This is a genomic window from Endozoicomonas sp. NE40 (genome assembly GCF_040549045.1).
In the GTDB taxonomy this organism is placed as follows: domain Bacteria; phylum Pseudomonadota; class Gammaproteobacteria; order Pseudomonadales; family Endozoicomonadaceae; genus Endozoicomonas_A; species Endozoicomonas_A lisbonensis.
This window is the reverse complement of sequence record NZ_JBEWTB010000002.1, coordinates 4,750,359-4,769,976: the sequence shown is the minus strand read 5'-3', so window position 1 is coordinate 4,769,976 and position 19,618 is coordinate 4,750,359. Positions and strand designations below refer to the sequence as shown.

Sequence of the window (19,618 nt, the reverse complement as noted above, 5' to 3'; positions counted from 1 at the left end):
TTATTTGCTTAATCGGCCTGTCAGACTGTTTTTTTGATAGCTAACTTTTTTGATAGCTAACTACACTGACCACGCCTGCCAGTCAAAACTCAAATCGGTAAAACACATCCAATGCCTGCGCCAGCCCACTCACAGCCTGAAGATATACCCTGGGGATGACTTCGTACCGGATCCTGACCTCACTCACCGAGTTGAAAACACCGGTGCCATACTGAAGCCGTAGCGCCGGCGCAATATAACCGCCGACAGATACCTGAGTATTTTCCCCGGATCCTGTGGTATCAACACTGAAGTCCTTAATACCCAGCTGATCTCCCAGTTTTGTTGCCGTCTGGCTTAATTCACCAAGCCCCATCCCCAGAAGAATGGATTGCATGCCCTCACCTTCGGTCTGGATACCACGCCCACGCAGCAGATAGGAAAACTGTTCCTGCTGGGGCATTGTCGGGGTTGAGTAGACAGACCAGCTTGGCGCTCTGGTTGGACCAGTAACCCTAACCCCTACGATAACATCATCCTGAGTTGCCTCAGGGTTACGTATGGCATCAAGGTTTAAAAAGGGCGTATTCAATGGTCCCTGAAAAATAATCTGCCCTTGTTTGATAATCAGATCCTGTCCAAGATAGCGATAGCGCCCACCTTCCAGCTGAACACTGCCCTGACCAGATAACGGCTGTCCATCAGACTGTGTCAGGGTAAGCATGCCTGCAAGGTTTGAGGTCAGCCCATAAGCCAGAATACGAACATCGTCACCCAGCGCTATGGTTGTGTTCAAAGCAATGGGCGAAGTCTCCTGCTCTTCACTGGTTTCTGTAAGACCAACAATCCTTACGTCGTCCGATCTTGTTACTGCCTGTTCCGGGAGACTTCTGATTTCAATACGCGCCTTTGGAACCGCCAGAGTACCACTTAAAAGTGGCGTATCCGTCAGGTTGAAACGTAAGTCAGGAGACGTCCAGATATCACCAAACCCTGAGATGGAACAGTGCAATTCGTTACCGGGTCAGATGCAGAAGTCCGGTGAACTGACCTCTTTTCCACGACAGAGTTCCATTAATGTCACCAAGGCCCTCTCCCACCTGCAACTGACTGCTGACAACTGCGCTACTCCCCTGAATCTGCATCCTGCTGTTTATACGGCTTATGTCACAGAACTCACTGCTCAGGGCAACATCACTGATGACCACTTCTCCTTGCAATAATGGGTTATGGAGAGAGCCTCGCATCTGTAAACCGGCCCTGGCAATACCGCTTAGATGACGGGTACCCGGTATAAAGGGTTGAAAGATCTCAAGCATCAGGTGGTCAATGGTGAGCTGCCCGTCCAGTAAACGGGATTTTTCAATATCCGTTACCTTTATGCTGAGATCAGCATTCCCCAGCTGTGAGGACTCAAATTGAAGTTTACTGTTTAACTGATTACCACCCAGAACAGCATTAAGCACCAGTTTGTCATACTCGCCCTGTAATTCAGCAACATTCAGCTGACCTCCGGGTGTGTGAAGGTTCAGGCTGATAGAAGGCTTACCCTCCCTCAACACGACCTTACCCGAAGCGTTCAGTTCGGACTGCCATTGCAGGCCTTCAGGCAATAAAGGCGTAAAGCGTGCAACGTCCAGCTGTTTCAGTTCAAAGCTGATATTTGCCTGCCTGTTGCCTGCATTACCTTTACCCAGGCATAGGCTGGCAGGCAGAGAGGTCAGGCAGAACGACTGGAATTCAACCTTCTGCTGTGTCGCACTGAGGGTAAAGGCTTTCTGCAAATCCCACTGCCCCAGCAACGATAAGGTTTTAAGTACCTTAACTTTACCGTTCCACTGTTTATCCAGCAGCGATCCTTCAAGCTGTAAATGGCTGGATAGTGATTTGCCTTCTGTCTTTGCCGATAGCTGGTGTGCCTCAGGATTGCCGGTAATGGCTATTTCTATAGCCTGTAACCTCTGTTGATCAATCTTCAGAGAATCAATCTGCAAATGAGCCTGATTATCCAAAGCCTTGAGGTCTTTTAAAGAGCCTTCTGACTGCAATCCATCTATTACCAGCCTGTTGATGGCCAGTTGTTCTGCCATTAAACGGTAAGCGACATGGGGCAAATCCCTGCTGCCTGTCAGTTCGAAATCGCCCGACAAATCACCGCTTAGTAGTGGATAGAGTTCCGTGAGATCCGGTGCATCAATCACGCCCTTCAAATTCCAGTTCTGGTCGATATAGCCATTCAGATTCAGCTGGTTACTCCCTATATTCAGCTGTAACTGTTCAGTCCTGACACTTTCCTCACTGTTAACCATGAGCTGACCGGAAAGCGTTACCGGAAACTCCCGTAACACACCTGACACCTGTAATTGCGGAACCTCAACCTCCCATTCCTGATCTGCGGCTGACGCAGAGCTTCTCACAGTACCCGACAGCTGTCCGGGATAATCCGCAAGCCACAGCCCCGGATTCAGGTTCCTGAAGGTGAATGTTCCCTGCCAGTCAATGCCGTGTTGCCAGCTTAATTGCCCGCTGGCACTGGCTGCCTGTTGTTGCCATTGAGCTTCCAGAGAATGAATAAAAAGCTGTTCAAAGCTTCCCGATAGCGCACCGTTAAGTAATAAAGTACTGTTTTTTTCTTTACCCGGCTGGCTGCTTAACTCAATCCGGTAATCGGTCAGGTACCCGGATACCGAAACACTGGTATCCGGTAATAACAGCTTGTCATGGAGTGCTATGTCTAGTAAAAAGCTGTCAGCAGGAAAGATGCCTGGCGAAAAGGCTAGCTGTGCGCTGACAGGATAAGGAGCAGACAGTGTGATGCTGGCACTGGCCAGTAAACTGGCAGAATCGTGGGTTACTTCAAACTGCTGAATGCTGAAGGTCTGCTTTTCAGCTCTTGCAGCCAGGCCGATATTCTGGAACTGCCAGGTTTTCTCTTGCTCAGAATAGCCTCGCTGAGAATAATCCAGCTCACGAATGTTCAGTGTTTTGATCTCAACCGGAAGCGGCATGGTAAACGACGGTATTTCGATATCTGAAAAATCAGTTTCCTGCTCTTTATTCTGGCGGGTTGAAAGGTTTTCTATTCCAATGCGCTCGATGGAAAGTTGATCAATAAACAGCTCACCACGCAATAAATGTTCAGGTGACAAAGAGAACGACAGCTGCTGGATATCTACCTTAAGGTCAGCCTCCAGGTCAGAACGATGCCATGACAGTGTCCTGAACTGCCAGCCTTGTAGTAAAGACCCCTCCAGATCACCCTGCAGCTCTCCGAACCGGGATGGCAGCTGTTCACAGGCAAACTGCCAGAGCCAGCGGTTGCCGGTGCTGGTCAGTAACAGCGACGCAACCGCTGTAAAGCATAAAACGATGATGGCAAATAAGCCGCTGATAATCCGCTTCACAGTACCGGCCCGATCGTAAAGTGCAACCGCCAGGGAGACCCCGGTTCTCTGACCGCAAAAGCAAGGTCCAGACGCAGGGGACCCAGAGGAGTAATCCATCTTACACCCAGGCCGGAACCGACTTTCCAGGCATCGTCGTAATCATTGGTCGAGGTGCCGGAGTCCGTAAACAGTGCCAGCCACCATTTATCCACCAGTTTGTAAGCGTATTCGAAACTGACGACCGAAAGATAACGACCTCCGGTTAATTTGCCACGTCTATCCTTTGGCGCAATCGTATCATAGTCATACCCTCGCACCGTCTGGTCACCACCAGTAAAAAAGCGCAGTGAAGGTGGCAGGTCCGATACGCTGCGAACCCAGGTGGCACCCTGTTCCAATCGCACCAGTAACTGATGACGGCTGGCAAAGGTATCCAGCCATTTTGTCCGTCCCCAGACTTTTATAAAACGGCTTCCGGGGCCGGACACGCCCGGAGACAGCTCTATTTTCAGATCATGGGCAGTCCCTCTTACCGGATTGAGGCTGCCAGTGGTGTTTTTGCGACTCAGGGCCAGTCCGGGAACCAGTAACAGGCTGTTATCCCTGTCGCTGGCCTGATCATAATGTTCAGCTTCGAGTCGTATAAACCAGTCCCGGTTCCAGCCATCCGGCACTTTATGCCATTTATGTAAAGCCGCCGAGTAAAGTCTGCTGTTAGTGTCCTCAAGATTCTTATGCTGATAACCGGTTTGCAGACTATAAAAGTCCAGCAAAGGATTGCCCCTGGGAATCTGATAACTCGTACTCAGTTCGGTACGCTTGGTAGACAGGTAGGTATCAGCACTGAAACTATGACCACGGTCGTTTACCCAGGGTTTGTTCCAGCGCAGAGAAACCCTTGGACCTTCGTCTGTAGAAAAACCGATGCCGGCTTCCATTTCATGGCTGCGCCTGGGGGTCACATCAATCCTTACAGGTATGGAGTAGTCTTCAGCCTTGTCACGCAATGGCTGCACATCGACGTGTTTAAAATAACCGGTAGCCGAGAGGTCGTTATAAAGCTTGACCAGTTTGGTGGCATCATAGGCATCGCCTGCCCGGAAATTCAGCATGGCTTCCACCAGTCGGCGTGTCGCACTGGTTTCATCGGCATACTGCAATTCACCAAATCGGTAACGTCTGCCTGAGTCCAGTGTCAGATGAACATCAGCACTGTATTCAGCCGGATTAACATCGACAGTCGCGATCACCCAGTGGGCATCAAAGAAACCCGTCAGTTGTGCCTGTGTCATAAGCACCCGCTTCAGCGTTTCATAGTCTTCATGCTCCAACACATGTTCCGGCATTAACTCGTGTGCTTTTAACAGCCTTTTAAAGCTTTTTTCCCTGCTGGCGTCGCCTTCAAGCAACACATTGACGCTTTTTATCAGAACAGGTTTTCCCAGTTCAATCTGGATATCAACGAAGTCTGAACGATCTGACGGGCTCGATAGGTCAACGACTGAACCGTAAAAGCCAAAAGGTTCCAGGGCCTGCTGTACGGTTTCTTTAATGGTGTGTTTATAAATTGGGAACTCTTCCGCAGTCATCTCTGGCAGGGTTTGCAGGTGCAGTTCAATATTCTTTTCTTCACGTCCATCAACACCCGACAGACGATACTCAAGCGGGTCAGCCAGTGCATAACCAGACAGGGACAGCCACACTAACGCTAGTGTGGCAATGGTATGGTGGCAGAATGCTGTAAGAGAAGACATACGTCTTCATCCCTGAAGAAAAACAGTGATTAAAAGAAGCCCAGCGGATTGATGTCATAACTCACCAGCAGGTTTTTAGTTTGCTGGTAATGCTCCAGGGCCTGTTTATGCGTCTCCCGCCCTACACCGGATTTCTTGTATCCACCAAAGGCGGCATGTGCCGGATATTGGTGGTAACAGTTGGTCCAGACCCGTCCGGCTTCAATACCACGTCCCATTCTGAAAGCCCGGTTGACATCCCGGGTCCAGACACCCGCTCCCAGTCCGTACTGGGTATCATTGGCCAGCGCCAGGGCTTCGGCTTCATCTTTAAAGGTGGTCACCCCGACAACAGGGCCAAAAATTTCTTCCTGGAATACCCGCATATCGTTACTGCCCTTCATCCAGGGTAGGCTGAATATAGAAACCTTTTTCATACCCCTTACCAATATCCTCTTTATCTCCACCGATAAGGAACTGCACACCTTCATTCCGGCCGATTTCCAGGTAGTTCATGATTTTGTCGAACTGTTCCAGAGAAACCTGGGCGCCCAGCTGGGTTTCAGTGTCGAGGGGGTTGCCCTGTTTGATATGTCCTGTCCGCTCAATGACTTTTGTAATAAATTCGTCGTAGATGGATTCCTGAATCAGCACTCTCGAAGGACAGGTACAGACTTCACCCTGGTTGAAAAAGGCAAGAACTGCCCCTTCAACACACTTGCTCAGGTACTCATCTTCCTGCCGGAGAACGTCTTCAAAATAGATGTTAGGCGACTTACCACCCAGCTCAACCGTAGAAGGGATAATATTTTCTGCAGCACACTTGAGAATATGAGATCCCACTGGCGTTGAACCGGTAAAGGCAATTTTTGCAATCCGCTGGCTGGTGGCCAGGGCTTCACCCGCTTCCTCTCCATATCCATTCACAATATTCACTACACCAGGCGGTAGCAGGTCACCAATCAGTTCCATCAGAACCATGATCGAAGCCGGTGTCTGTTCTGCCGGTTTCATAACCACGCAGTTACCAGCGGCAAGAGCCGGAGCCAGTTTCCAGGTGGCCATCAGCAACGGAAAGTTCCAGGGAATAATTTGCCCGACCACACCCAGAGGTTCATAAAAATGATAGGACACGGTCGAACTGTCGATATCAGCAGCACTGCCTTCCTGCGCTCGAATACAGCCAGCGAAATAGCGAAAATGATCCACAGCAAGGGGTATATCAGCGGCCAGGGTTTCCCTGATGCCTTTACCATTGTCCCAGGTTTCAGCCACCGCCAGCTTTTCCAGATTCTGTTCAATACGATCGGCAATCTTTAACAAAATATTGGATCGCTCAGCAGCTGACGTTTTACCCCAGCCCGCTTTAGCGGCATGAGCGGCATCCAGAGCCAGATTGATATCGTCTTCCGTCGATCGGGCCACTTCACATATCACCTCACCCGTTACCGGGGTGATGTTTTCAAAGTACTTGCCCTTTGCAGAAGGCACCCACTCTCCACCAATGTAGTTTTCATAACGGGTTTTAAAGGTGACAGGGGAGTCAGGGTGACCGGGACGCTCATAGATCATTTTCGTTTACCTGCTCATTTTTTTATTGTGGAATAAATCAGATTTTAAATGCGACAGATGTTTTCTGATGCGCATACCAGTATTGAAGAAACACCGCATCCCGTCCAGATGTTTCTTCAATTGACCCTTTAAGCTTTTCTGATTTGTGATAAGAACGACACACGACGTAAGAATTTACGCAACAGCGACTCGCTGTGAACGCTTCAGAACCGAATCAGTGAAGTGACTGTTTGCGGTGATAACTTATGTTTTTACCTGATAACAGGTCACTCTTTTCAATCGATAAATTGTAGGCCGACATCATCTGTGGCTGAGGGTATTGTTCCAGCCAGTTCCTGATCTCAAGCATTTTGCCTTCACAGCACTTACAGACCGGATAACGCTGGGAAAAACTCAGAAGAGCCTTTGCGACAGTGCGCATTGCATAGAGCAGTGAGTGTTGAAATTCGATGGAAAAGCAGTCCTCTTTCATAAGCAGTAAAACTCTGCGATAAGGCATCAGGTAGTAGTGACTGGCTTGCTGGATTTTTTCGGTCTGCTCATACAGACAGCCAAGGTTGTGCATATTAGCAATCCACCCCATCAATAGTGAGATGTCTTCCAGTTTGACAAACCACTCGGCTTCAATTGCTTTTACAGCCTCGAGATAAGTGCCTTCAGCAGAAGTCCAGTCTCTCAGCCGATAGTGTTCATTCCCCTGAAGGGTGATGTCTTGCCAACGTGCCATAACAACCTCCTCATCAATAATGAGAATTATTATCATTCTCAATCGACGATAAATCAACCTGATTTTTCACCAGGGTATTTCACTCAGCTTTCACCCAACGATGAACAAGGCCACAGCTCTACTCTTCCCGCCTTCTGCTCAGAGACAGCTACATGTTGTAGTCAATTTATCTGACAGGTCTGAACTGGAAAGCAAGAATGAGCTTTGAGTGGAAAAGGATGACCTCGATTTCGATACTGATGAGAAAAGTGTTTGACCTATAGAAGCCTTATAATTGATAGTTTTTAGAATCACTGCCCTGAATGCTGAAATGATTCAGCAGAGTAGAGGAACAGAAAGTGTCAGGCTGTGATTCCAAACTCTATTTCAATCGATCACTATGTCTGATACTGAATAACGATCGTGCGATCAGTTTTGAAATGACTTAATTAAAACAATGATGAATTTAATTTTATCAAGTAGAATTATTATTCATTAATAGTTTAATTAACTTATTAATATTTTCCTGATTCAATACCTAGTTCTGTATGAGAAGCCACCTTTGAGACATTGCCAGGATTACATAATTTGAATAGTTTTTCTCTTACGGGTTTTATTAAATACCCGATCAAATTCAATCAGGTAAGAATGATATTTCACCGAGCCCGGTATTAGACCCTGCTCTTTTGCATACTTTTTGGGATTATTACTGACTGCACGCATAGCGTCTTTCTGTGCCTGATCTTTGGAACTCATAATTGACCAGATGGTTTTTCGGGACATAGGCATATAGTCAGCAACCAGTCCGCGACGGGGGTCTAACTTAACAGAGACAACACAGTTATCATCTTCACTGATTGCCATAATGCTCATACCACGATTGTTGCGTATCGCTTCGGCTAGCTTGCCTTTTCCTTCTCTGGAAATAATTTTTCCGCTGTCGCTGATAAAAAAACTTATACCCGGCTCAGTCGTATATGAGTGCATATACATCCCCTCCTTTGACCTGAAATTATTGATGCTCTATTTATTAAGTTTATTAGTTGTTAGCCGTAACGCTGGCATAAAATATCAAAGCTGATAAAAGGCTACAAGGCACTAACATTTATCAGGCTGTGTTAAAAAATTGTTAACTGTGATGATCATTAGAAATCGGCCAAACAAGGTTGCCAAATTGACTTTCATCATTGTATATATTTAATCCAGCTTAAAGAACACACTGTCCGTATTTTACATTTTACAAATTGTTCAACATCATTTCTTTAAAGATGATTGACCAGGATGGACAATTGATTAATTGTTCATCAAACACTTTTTTTCATCATTTGTCACTTCGAAAGAAAAATAACTTAAACAATATTAGGTAAATTTTTTGTAAATACACATTTCCCGTCAAAAACGCTCAAACATTAAACATATTATCTGGTCGTGTAAAAGTGAAAACGAGTTATGGGCAGAACCTGAAACAGGATCAGATTCTGTCACCCTGTTACAAACCGGTCAATGCACCCAAACTTCAGGCTTGGGTGCTTAAAGCATTACTTATTCGAAGATTGCACAGACTGGTTATACATCCGGGTACAGAGGTTGCTGCCGTTCTCATCCAATGGCTGTTCCAGCAACCAGCGTAAAGGGGCGACTACCGGGCTGGTTATAAAACGAATGGTCGTAACAATTAGCTCTCCGGACGGTACACCAAAACCAAAATCATTAAAGCTGCCAGTGACCATGATCGGCAGGGACAAACCAAAAATCTGTGCTGTTTTTGCTCTAGGTACCAGCACCAGATTGATTTTCTCATCTGTAAAATCAATATCAGAGTGTCCCAGTACCTGCATGTTAGATGTATCCAGCATCAGGACATTGTCTTTCATTTGACCATCCTCAAGCAGGAAAGTACCAACCGCGCAGTTCAACTGCGACGGATCGCCGGGACCCAGTCTGGGCAACACAGCCGTCGCCAGACCGACAGCCCACAGGTCAATAATCCCTGCTTCGAAATCTCTGGGCCATACCGCAAAGCCAAAATCCCCACGAGCATGACTGAACAGATCTTCTGGCGTTTCAGCAACGGTTTCTATATCCATCCTGAAGCTGACATCGCCCTGCATCTTAGTATGTGGGTCAATACGCCTTGCCAGTACACCATAATCCAGACGGTCAACATCGGCCTTCAAGCCGATAGCAAAACCCTCAGGCTGAGCCCTGAGATGACCACTGGCATTGATCTCACCACCTGGCAGGGCAATAAACAGAGGGTTCAGAGATAAATCCCCGTCCTGAAGCTGCAGATATAACTTACCGGCACCGAGTTGATCTTCTCCCGATAACACCTCATCAACATCCAGCCGGAAATCCATATTCAAGCGTTGCAGGGTCCCTGCACTGAGTAATGGAGGTTCTTCACCTTCGGATATCGGTTGCTTCGGAGTTCCTTCTGAAGCGTTTACATTATTATCGTCAGTCTCGGACGACCAGGCTGTCCAGTCTCCGGTTTTAAAATCGTTCAGTTGAATGGAAGGTGCCGTCAGCTGGATATCCAGTTCCGGTTTGCCTTGCGTATTCAACACTATCTGCCCTTCCAGCTCGCTGTCACCTACGGTGATTTTTGACTGCGCCATTTCAAAGCCGGTTGGCGTCATACCAAAACGTCCATTGACGGTGACCGGTCCATAAGGAGGCATGTCGACATCCAGCAGAGGGTTAAGTTTGGTCAGGGATGGCGTCCTGAAAATCAGTCCCAGCCTGGCGCTTCTTCTCTCAATTGGCAGATTAACCATGGCATAGGACATAAAGTTCATCTCGTTAATATGCGTCGACAGCTGCATATTAACGTTTTTGCGACTGGTTAACAGACGACTCAGTGGGTTGAAGCTGACTTCAAACGTCACTGGCATCTCTTTCAGCTCGCCGTCCATTTTCAGGGTTGTGCGCAGGTTTGGTCTGGCAGAGACAGTACCTGTATTCAACAACACATCGGACACATTCCCACTGGCATCATTCAAGCGCAAGCGACCGCCTGTCAGTGCAGCTTCCAGCTCGACTGTCTTTATCAGTTCAGCAACGGTTTTACCACGCAGCTTCAGGTTAAAGCTGGCTTTATCCAGAGTGACATCAATATCATCAATAACGCCCAGTTCAGACAGCAGTCTTCCAAAGTCCGGGCGATCAACCATCAGGTTAAAATCGGACTCAATGCTCTGGTTGCGCAAATCCAGAGCCAGATCACCATAAAAGTAGGAGCCTGCATAAATAACCGACAACGGGCTGGGTTTAAGCCGACCGTCACGAATATAACCGGAAAACTTCAGGTCACTGAGAGTCTGGCCGGCTACCAGTAACCGGTCCATACGATAATCAATATCGGCATCGGCAATGTAAATCTCATCAGCCAGCAAAGGTACATCCAGTCTTAACCCATCCTGGGACTGGCTGCTATTTTCTTCACCTTGAGTAGGCTCTACAGTTTCCGGTTCAGGAAAAAAGCATGACAGCTGATCAATATCAAGTCTTGGCAGCCTGGCAACGATTTTTGCCAGTCCACCGTCTTCTTTTCGGATCCATTCAATATCCAGCTTTCCCGTCGAATCGCCAATCACCAGTTCTGATAAACGGACACCCAGAGAGGCCCGCTGATTGTGAAGACTGCCACGAAAACGCATCGGTTCGGCAACAGTCGGCTTCACGCCTAACCAGTTGGACAGAGCGCCCAGCTTCGGGGTGTTCATCTCAATGGCAAACTGGCTGTCTTCACCAAACCCGGATTCTGAGACAAATCCATTGGCACTGGCCGTAAAGACGGGACTGTCGACCTTAAGGTCAAGGTTCCAGTCTTTGCCCCGACGCATGGCGATCAGCGGGTCAGCCTGCATCCTGACCTCAACCGGCACCGCCAGCAAGTCAGCATCCAGAGACACTTCGGTGTTCTGTGTTAATCCCACGCTGGCCCGGGCAGTTCTTACCCGCCAGTCGTCATTACCGTTGACCAGCAAATGTCCGTTTTCCATCAGCAGTTGCAAACGGGCATTCCGGACCAGACGGGCGACGGACCGCCCTCTCGAACTAACATTCAGGGAAAATACATCTACCTGCCCCTGCGCCGACGAATCCAGCAATAAAGCCATCAGAGGCCCGATATTCGCATTCGTCGCCGATAGTTCTGCCTGTGTACGAATACGTCGTTCACTGGCTGTCGTTTCCCAGTGTCCGGACAGCTCAATGCCTTCAATAGCCACCGATACCGGTGCCTTCAGGTGGCCATCTGCCATCTCTACCCTGAACTGTGTGTTTGACACCGATACCGGCAGACCAACTGTTTCGCCTATTGCCATGTCAAGGTTAACGATTGCACTGTTCAACCAGTTATTGACCAGTTGATTCAGTGGCAGAACCTCTTCTTCCGGCTCATCCCCTTGCTGTTTCGGGGCATCAGCCGCATTTTCAACTTCAGTGTTTTCAGCGTATGCCTCTTCAGAAGGAGCCTCTTCAGAAGGAGCCTCTTCAAAAGAATTCTCTTCAAGAGAGTTCTCTTTAAGAGAGTCATCTGCTTCTTCTAACCAGGGTGTAAAATCAAGCCGGTTCATAAACAGGGTGCCGCTCACCTCCGGTGGCTGCCCGCGCCGTATTTCCAGACGACCGAACAGGTCGCTGTCTGCCAGCTGAACATCAATGCCTTCCAGAATCAGAGACGCAGCGCCTACAGCCACACGACTGTCGACGGATATCGGAGCCAGCCTTGCCACTTCACTGCCTGCAAAGGTTTCCAGTACACCTTCTGTGGGAGCGTTGATCTCCAGTGCAAAATGAGAGTCCTGTCCTTTTACCGGATTCAGCTGACCAGTAACTCCAAAGCGGGCATCATCGAGCATTGCTTCCAGTTCAATATTGCCGGGTTTGCCGCTCAGATGCTGACTGAATGCAGTTTTTGCATTCACTGACCAATCAACTCCCTGCATCACCCCAACTGCATTAAAGATCAGGTCATTTTGATCGTCCAACAACAGGGTCAGGTTATCCATACGACCATCAAACTCTATATCATCCTGCTGGTCGTGATAAACAAAGGACAATTTCTGAACGGCTACCTGCTGGTCGATCCTTAACTCAAAGTTTGATGGCAAACCGGAGGTTTCAGAGGGGTTCTGCGTGGAATTATCGTTACCCGCCTGTGCGTTGACATCTTCGTCAGTGGCGATTTCCCAGTTTGCTTCGCCCTGCCCGTTTCTTTCCAGACGAATGGCAACGTCTTCAGCCAGAATATGATCAATATCCACCGTATTGAACAACAGGGGCAGAACACCCACTTTGGCACTGACCAGACCAATGCTCACCATTGCCGATTCAGGGTCATCCTGCGGAGCAAGCCGAACATCCGTAAGCCGGACTGAGGGGCGCAGGGAAATCCTGGCTTCCATATCGCCATCAAGAGCCAGATGGTAAGGCAGGGCATCATTAGCCGTGTCAACAATACTGTCCCGCCACGGACTTAAATCGACACGAAACCCAATTGTCAGCAGTGTGAGTAAGAGAAGCAGCAGCACAGCAACGGCTGCCAGAAAGCGCTTTGCAAATTTAATAAGAACGTTCACCTGAGAGTCCAACATCGAACCACGCCGCTACCTGATCAGGCAAACAACATGGGTCATGGTCAATTATGAAACAGTGCCTTAACTCTGCCAGATTCAGCCCGGCCAGGAGGCTCTGCAATGGCAGCGATAATACAACAGAAAGAAGGGATTAACAGAAGTTGTGACGGTCTCCGAGGTGATTTTCAGCAACGTTCAGGCAGATGACAGAGATAGAAGACACTTTCCATACAATGAAAACGCTTCAGACTAACTGTTCATGCTAACTATTCGAACTGACAATACCTTCAGGCATATCCAGAGTGCGGGTCGGAAATGCAAACTCTGCTCCGTGACGGGTAACAATCTCCCCGACTCCCATCAGAATATCCTGTCGAACCTGCATGTAGTTTGTCCAGTCCGTATCAACGGTAAAACATCGAACCAGCAGATCCAGAGAGCTGGCACCGTAATCCGTAAACCTGGCCAGCGCATCGCGTCCCTGGTCGATATCCTTATGCTGTGCAAGATAAGCATCAATATCATGAATAATATCGTTCAGACGGGCAAAGTCCTGATAACGAAGACCGATGGTGACATTAATACGCCGGTTCTGCATTCGGGACGGGTTAACAACGGCAAGATTGGTAAACAGTGCATTGGGAACATACACCGGGGTTCGGTCATAACCTCGGATACGAGTCTGACGCCAGCCAATATGCTCAACAAAACCTTCAATTTTCTGATCCTGCAGGCTGATTTTGTCACCCACCACAAAAGGCCGGTCCATATAAATGGTCAGTCCGCCAAACAGGTTAGCCAGCATATCCTTTGCTGCGAGACCAACAGCCAGCCCCCCAACCCCACCGAAAGCCAGAAGACCGCTGATACTGACACCAAGGTTTTGTAACAGCGTCAGGACAATCGCCATAGTCAGGGCTATCTGCAACAGCTTGATCATAAATTCAAGCGTCGCCTTGTCCATTCTGACAGCACGACGGTTCGCCTGATAGAAACTGTTGCGCACCAGTCGCAGATAGCGTATTAACAGTGAATAGATCAGCACGATCAGAACAATGCGACGCACCTGTCCCACCAGTGCGGTGTCTTCCAGCTGAATATAATCCAGCAGAAAGTCCGCCATCAGACTGACGCCCAGCAGTAACACAGCAATAGTCAAAACGGGTCTGGCAGCTCTGGCAAGGGTGTCGTCCCAGTGACTGGAAGTGCTGTCAAAATGCTGTACCACTTTCTTTAATCCCCTGCTGCATAACCAGGCCAGCACCAGACTGATTCCCATGACCGTGGCAGACTTCAATAGCAATAGTGTCAGAGTGGAATAGTCCTGCCAGGGCATAAGCGTTCTCCCCTATTGTTGTTAATAAGAGTTGTTATGGGCGCGACTGCTCAAATCATCTTAACAGACGCAGATAACGTGTGTGTACCCAGCCTTCCGGATTCGAGGTGTAGTAACCTCCTACCGCTGGCTTCACCAGCTGCACAAACGTTGGGTGTATCACAGGAATAACGGGGAGCTGTTGAGCCAGTATGGTTTCAGCCTGTCGATAATAAGGTAGCCTGTCCACTTGCTTCATCTGACCGGCTGCCAGCTCAAGTTGCTTCTGGTAATCGGGGTTTACAAAAGGCCCGAATCCCTTTTCATTCTGAAGTGGAAGCAGAAATGCGGTTGCGTCGTTATATCCGGCCAGCCAGCTGAACAATGCCAGCTCATAATCCCTGTCAGCCAGCGCTCTCGTAAACCCCCTCCAGTCCAGAAGCCGGACGTTTACCTGAATGCCAAGAACTGCTTGCCATTGGGCAACCATCTGGTTGAGCAGACGGTCTGAGCCATATTTATTTGTGGTTGTGACCGTCAGCGCTACCAGATCAGAGTTTACCCCTGAATTCTTCAAATGAATGCCAGCCTGATGATTCCTGTCAGCACTGTTCAGAAGCAGATGACAATGGTTTTTGTCCGGGCTGAACCCGCGAGTCAGTGGCGCAGTAAAGCTGCAAGCAGGACGAACATGACTGTCAGGGTAATTACTGTTAACCAGTGCCGTACGATCAAGCGCCAGAGAGAGTGCCTTTCTGAAATCTGCATTCGCCATCAGGGGGTGCTTCTGGTTCGGCACCAGCATGGTGGTGACCAGAGACTGGTTTTCCATGGTACGAATGAGGCGTTCTGTTCTTGCTCTGAGCTGGGCAGCTGCTGCCAGGTGACTGGTAATGTCCATACTGCCTTCTCTGAAAGCTTCCAGCATCTTCACTTCATCAGGCTGAATCTGATAAGTCACCTCATGGATAGCCACCTGTCCCTTGCCGTAATAATGCGGGTTTTTCTTCAATCTGATGGTTTTACCGGGCGTTTCACTGAACAGTATGTAAGGGCCATTACTGACTGGGTTATCAGGATTGTGCTGTTTTGCCACAGGCAGAAAACTGGGAAAGGTTAGCAGCTCGAGAATATAAGGAACCGGTTGCTGTAATTGCAGAACTAACTGGTTATTCTCAGCTTTCACACCCAGAGCCTCGACATTGCCTGCCAGGGCTTCATCGGCACCGCTGAACTGTCCTGTTCTCAGGTACCAGCTATAAGTGGCTCTGGTTTCCGGATCAGCCAGAGTACGAAAACTGCGCACAAAGTCCCCGGCTGTCACTGCAGATCCATCGGACCAACGGATGCCTTCCCTCATGGTAAACCGGTAGATCTTTCGGTCAGGGCTGATTTCAACTTCTGCTGCCATACCGGGGACCGGTTCGCCAGAAGGATTCTGAACCATTAGCCCTTCGTAAAGGTCTTTAAGCACCTGGGCGCCGGGACTGCCACCAAAATAATGGGGGTGCAGCTGTTTCGGCTGGTCTGGCAATCCCCGAACCAGAGTCTGTGCAAAACCACTTGCAGAACTGAGGACAAAGAACCAGAAACACAGCACCCATTCAAACAGGAAAGTTGTTTTCATCCTCAGCACATCCATTAAAGCCCATGGTTATAAGTATCCGGCCACATGAAATCGAATATTTCTGGCTTATTGGGCAGGTGCTATGCAAGGCGCAACGACGGGAGCATAGCAAGGCTATGTGACCAGAGTTGCAACGCAGTCAGAGTGCCTGAACAATGAGTCAGAAAATATGGTTTCATGTGGCTGGGTACTTATAGTTCAGGTTTCAGGGTTTCGCATGCTCAGCCACGCTGACCAGTCGTCGGGTGCAATTAAAAGTGTTCCCCGGTCAGCAATTTCCCAGAACTTGGCCATAATGCTAAGAGTTCATTTTTCACCCGATGCGTTCCATGTCTACTTCCAAAACCCTTGCGGAAAAACTTGCTGCCCATCCAGAGCTTGAAAAAAGAGTATCTGAATTGATCAGTCTGGTAGAAGCCAAGTCCGGTCATCTTGACCGGGCTGATGAAGCAGAGGAAGCTGTCATTGAAAACCTTAAAGAACTGGGGAATGAGCTTCTGACGGACTGGGGAGCCCATAAAGAGAAGCAAAAGTTTGAAGAGGCCCACGATCTTCACTCTGAATCAAATACTAAAAAAAAGACCTCCACTGGATGACCACTTACGGCAAAGTTCGTCTCTGTGAGCGATGCTTGACCGTTGCAGGGCATCGTATACGCCCTTTTTCCGAGAATGCCCATATCCACTGTCGTGACTACTCTTTACCGTTACAACGGCGATTGGTGGATTTTGCATCAGACAGTTCTTTTGCAACAGCTTCACAGAAAATGGAAGAGCATTATGGCGTTATCGTACCTGAGTCATCAGTACGAGCCATTACCCTGGGTCACGCCCGCTGCATGAGTGAGCAATCTAAAGCTTCCCTGAAAAATTGTCAGGAATGTGTAGGAGAAGGCAAGCAGCTGATTGGTGAAATGGACGGCAGCATGATTCCAGTGGTTCTTTTTGATGAAGAAGCTGAAGGCGACAAGCGCAAGGCCAGAAAAGTTGACTGGCAAGAGGCCAAGCTTTGCTTGGTTTATGAACAAGGAAGTTGCGATAAGCGACATCGTGTAGTTATGGGAGAGCCCGGTGAAGCAGGCGATCAGTGGTTGAGTTGCGCTATTGAGCAAGGTTTGAATCGGCAGTCATCTATTCATTGTGTAAGTGATGGGGCTAAGTGGATTGCCAGCCAGGCAGACCGCGTATTCGCATCTCAGGGAAGTTTTCTGGTGGATTACTATCACCTTTGTGAGTACATCGCAGATGCTGCTAAAGAGTGCATTGGAAAAGATGAAAAAGCCCGTAAAAAATGGACTGATGAACAAAAAACAAGAATGAAAGCAGGTGAGTCAGAGAGAGTTCTGGCAGAGCTTGAGCCTTATCGTAACGGTAAGGTTGGAAAGGAAGCCAACAAATCGGAAGAGTGTCATCGCTATATCAGGAATCGTCCCGGACAATTTGATTATCAGGCGGCAGAAGCTGCCAATTTGCCTATCGGTTCAGGTGAAATAGAGAGCTCCAATCGTTCTGTTGTTCAAACCCGGTTGAAACTTCCCGGAGCATGGTGGAAACCAGAGCATGCTCACGATATGTTGAACCTTAGAACTTTAAGGGCTAATGGTGACTGGAATAAGTACTGGAAAGCCACTGGATAGAACACTTTTAATTGCACCCCCAGTCGTCTGACCGCTTTTTAATCCAGCAGGCAAAACGGTATAATCTCCGGTTTGATGAAGTATCAGGTTATCCCATGACCCCAAATACCAAAGCACTGGCTCTGCAGGAAAAACTCAACGAATCCCTGAAAGAGATCTATACACTGTCACTGCGTGCTGATGAACAGATCGAGCAATACAAAAAGGACGACCAGGGCAAATTTTCAGCTATTTTCCAGAAGGACTCCGGCTTTAACGTCCAGGCCGACCACTTTCTCCCCTACCTGATTGAAGTCTCTGAAGACGTTCAGGCGCTGGCCGATGCCAGAGATGAAGAGCTGCCTGCAAAGCTGCAACCTGTTCTGCATAAAATCCAGCTGATGTCTGAAGTGTTACAGAAGTTTCACGAGATTGCCTGAACAGCTTTATCTTTCTGATAAAAGACGCTGATTCCTGAGCGGAGTCAGCGACATCAGTCAGCCGTTGTGTAATCGGCCAGTTTTTTTAATATCTGGAGATTTTCAGGATGCTGATAAGCATCATTGGTATTAAAATAGACTTGGAAGAATGAGGGGTTACTATTTTGGAAAACACCGCTATGCGTATAACAATGGTAAAAAAGCTAATGGCAGATGGATTCCACTGCCAGAAATGCATTGATGTGCAGGAACGATTGGAACAGTCCGGCTACATCAGCCAGATCGATCATTTTGCAGATTATGTAGAAAACGACGCTGGCAGCGAGGGGGCTCTGCTGGCAGATTACTACCAGATCGATAAAGCACCTTTCTTTATCGTTGAAGAGGAAGGCAGGGAAACAAAGGTCTACACCATTTATTTCAAGCTGGTAAAGGATATTCTCGAAAAATCGGCGGCCTGACAGCCGCCGGGATCTGATATCACCACACTATTAGCGAATCTGGTTAATGAACCTGATGGGCTGGCCTTAATGGGTCGGTAATTGTACACCGGAAAACAATTCATCCACTTCCGCCTTGTTGTGACGGGAAATAGCATCCTGTACCACTTCTTTCGTCAGATGCGGAGCAAACTGCTGGATAAAGTCGTACATAAACCCACGCAGGAAGGTTCCCCGGCGGAAGCCAATCTTGGTGACACTGGGTTCAAACAGATGGCTGGCATTAAGAGGCACCAGGTCAGAATCCAGTTCCGGATCATAAGCCATACCGGCAATTATACCAACACCCAAATTCAGGCGAACATAGGTTTTAATCACATCCGCATCGGTGGCAGTGAACACCACTCTTGGCGACAGCCCCTCATTCATAAAGGCTTCATCGAGTTTTGAACGGCCGGTAAAGCCAAACACGTAAGTCACCAGAGGGTAGCGGGCAACATCCTGAAGGGTCAGCTCCGACACCTGTGTCAAAGGGTGATCCTTTGGAACAAGAATACAGCGGTTCCAGCGATAGCACGGCATCATTACCAGATCGTTGAACAGTTCCAGTGCTTCTGTCGCTATAGCAAAGTCTACAGTACCATCTGCAGCCATTTCAGCAATTTGAATCGGCGTTCCCTGGTGCATGTGCAGGGAGACATCGGGGTACTGGGCAATAAACCGGTTAATGATGTCAGGCAGGGCGTAACGAGCCTGTGTGTGTGTAGTGGCTATTGAAAGGCTGCCCTTGCGTTCATCACTGAACTCCTGGGCAACCTGTTTGATACTCTCGACTTTCCTTAAAATTTCACCGGCGGTTTCAATGATTTTTTCGCCTGCAGGGGTGACTCGCGTTAAATGCTTGCCGCTTCGGGCAAACACTTCAACACCGAGTTCATCTTCAAGTAATCGAATCTGTTTACTGATACCGGGCTGGGAAGTGTAAAGACTCTGCGCTGTGGCTGAAACATTGAGGTCATGATGAGCGACCTCCCAGATATAGCGCAGTTGTTGCAGCTTCATTTATGGCCTCCGGTCAAGCTTACTAAACCTATAGCGTGAAAAAGTTATTTTGTATTCTTAGTACTATACGGCATAAGCGAATAGCATTTAATTACTTCCAAGAATACAAGCCGGTCGCTACAGTTACCAGCAAATCATGTATTTAATATCATGATTTC

The 19,618-nt window shown here is 48.3% G+C and carries 13 protein-coding genes and 1 pseudogene; 4 read left to right on the top strand and 10 right to left on the bottom strand.

Annotated elements, in window-relative coordinates:
* Positions 1 to 82: 82 nt before the first annotated feature.
* The 9 genes and pseudogenes from V5J35_RS22520 to V5J35_RS22480 all read right to left on the bottom strand — a co-directional run bounded on the left by V5J35_RS22520 (position 83) and on the right by V5J35_RS22480 (position 15,903).
* Positions 83 to 991, bottom strand: coding sequence for a translocation/assembly module TamB domain-containing protein (locus V5J35_RS22520; RefSeq protein ID WP_354016502.1), 909 nt, complete (start codon positions 989 to 991; stop codon positions 83 to 85).
* Positions 992 to 995: 4 nt separating this feature from the next.
* Positions 996 to 3,383, bottom strand: a complete 2,388-nt coding sequence (locus tag V5J35_RS22515; RefSeq protein ID WP_354016501.1) for a translocation/assembly module TamB domain-containing protein — start codon at positions 3,381 to 3,383, stop codon at positions 996 to 998.
* Complete coding sequence (locus V5J35_RS22510; RefSeq protein ID WP_354009276.1) at positions 3,380 to 5,119, bottom strand: autotransporter assembly complex protein TamA; 1,740 nt, start codon at positions 5,117 to 5,119, stop codon at positions 3,380 to 3,382. Before V5J35_RS22510 ends, V5J35_RS22515 begins: the two co-directional genes overlap by 4 nt.
* A 29-nt stretch (positions 5,120 to 5,148) precedes the next feature.
* Positions 5,149 to 6,670: pseudogene (gene exaC, locus V5J35_RS22505) on the bottom strand (acetaldehyde dehydrogenase ExaC).
* A 214-nt stretch (positions 6,671 to 6,884) separates the two neighbouring features.
* A complete protein-coding gene (locus V5J35_RS22500; protein ID WP_354009274.1) occupies positions 6,885 to 7,397 on the bottom strand; it encodes a hypothetical protein in 513 nt (170 codons plus the stop codon).
* Positions 7,398 to 7,955: 558 nt separating this feature from the next.
* Positions 7,956 to 8,363: a hypothetical protein gene (locus V5J35_RS22495; RefSeq protein WP_354009273.1), complete on the bottom strand. Its 408-nt coding sequence runs from the start codon at positions 8,361 to 8,363 to the stop codon at positions 7,956 to 7,958.
* A gap of 551 nt (positions 8,364 to 8,914) precedes the next feature.
* Positions 8,915 to 12,979, bottom strand: a complete 4,065-nt coding sequence (locus tag V5J35_RS22490) for an AsmA family protein (protein WP_354009272.1) — start codon at positions 12,977 to 12,979, stop codon at positions 8,915 to 8,917.
* Positions 12,980 to 13,223: 244 nt separating this feature from the next.
* The gene (locus V5J35_RS22485; RefSeq protein ID WP_354009271.1) at positions 13,224 to 14,297 is read right to left on the bottom strand and encodes a mechanosensitive ion channel family protein; all 1,074 of its coding nucleotides are present in this window, start codon (positions 14,295 to 14,297) and stop codon (positions 13,224 to 13,226) included.
* Between the two features lie 55 nt (positions 14,298 to 14,352).
* Positions 14,353 to 15,903 carry a peptide ABC transporter substrate-binding protein gene (locus V5J35_RS22480; RefSeq protein WP_354009270.1) on the bottom strand — a complete coding sequence of 517 codons (1,551 nt, stop codon included), beginning with the start codon at positions 15,901 to 15,903 and terminating at the stop codon, positions 14,353 to 14,355.
* 329 nt (positions 15,904 to 16,232) lie between these two features.
* Between V5J35_RS22480 and V5J35_RS22475 the strand changes: the two genes are divergently transcribed.
* From V5J35_RS22475 to V5J35_RS22460, 4 genes are all read left to right on the top strand, one after another.
* Positions 16,233 to 16,499: a hypothetical protein gene (locus V5J35_RS22475; protein ID WP_354007673.1), complete on the top strand. Its 267-nt coding sequence runs from the start codon at positions 16,233 to 16,235 to the stop codon at positions 16,497 to 16,499.
* Positions 16,496 to 17,539 carry a UPF0236 family transposase-like protein gene (locus V5J35_RS22470; protein WP_354007956.1) on the top strand — a complete coding sequence of 348 codons (1,044 nt, stop codon included), beginning with the start codon at positions 16,496 to 16,498 and terminating at the stop codon, positions 17,537 to 17,539. Before V5J35_RS22475 ends, V5J35_RS22470 begins: the two co-directional genes overlap by 4 nt.
* Positions 17,540 to 17,634: 95 nt before the next feature.
* Positions 17,635 to 17,958 carry a hypothetical protein gene (locus tag V5J35_RS22465; protein ID WP_354009269.1) on the top strand — a complete coding sequence of 108 codons (324 nt, stop codon included), beginning with the start codon at positions 17,635 to 17,637 and terminating at the stop codon, positions 17,956 to 17,958.
* A gap of 206 nt (positions 17,959 to 18,164) precedes the next feature.
* Complete coding sequence (locus V5J35_RS22460; protein ID WP_354009268.1) at positions 18,165 to 18,419, top strand: hypothetical protein; 255 nt, start codon at positions 18,165 to 18,167, stop codon at positions 18,417 to 18,419.
* A 66-nt stretch (positions 18,420 to 18,485) separates the two neighbouring features.
* Here the strand turns inward: V5J35_RS22460 and cysB are convergent, their stop codons facing one another.
* Positions 18,486 to 19,460 carry an HTH-type transcriptional regulator CysB gene (gene cysB, locus V5J35_RS22455; RefSeq protein ID WP_354009267.1) on the bottom strand — a complete coding sequence of 325 codons (975 nt, stop codon included), beginning with the start codon at positions 19,458 to 19,460 and terminating at the stop codon, positions 18,486 to 18,488.
* Positions 19,461 to 19,618: the final 158 nt, after the last annotated feature.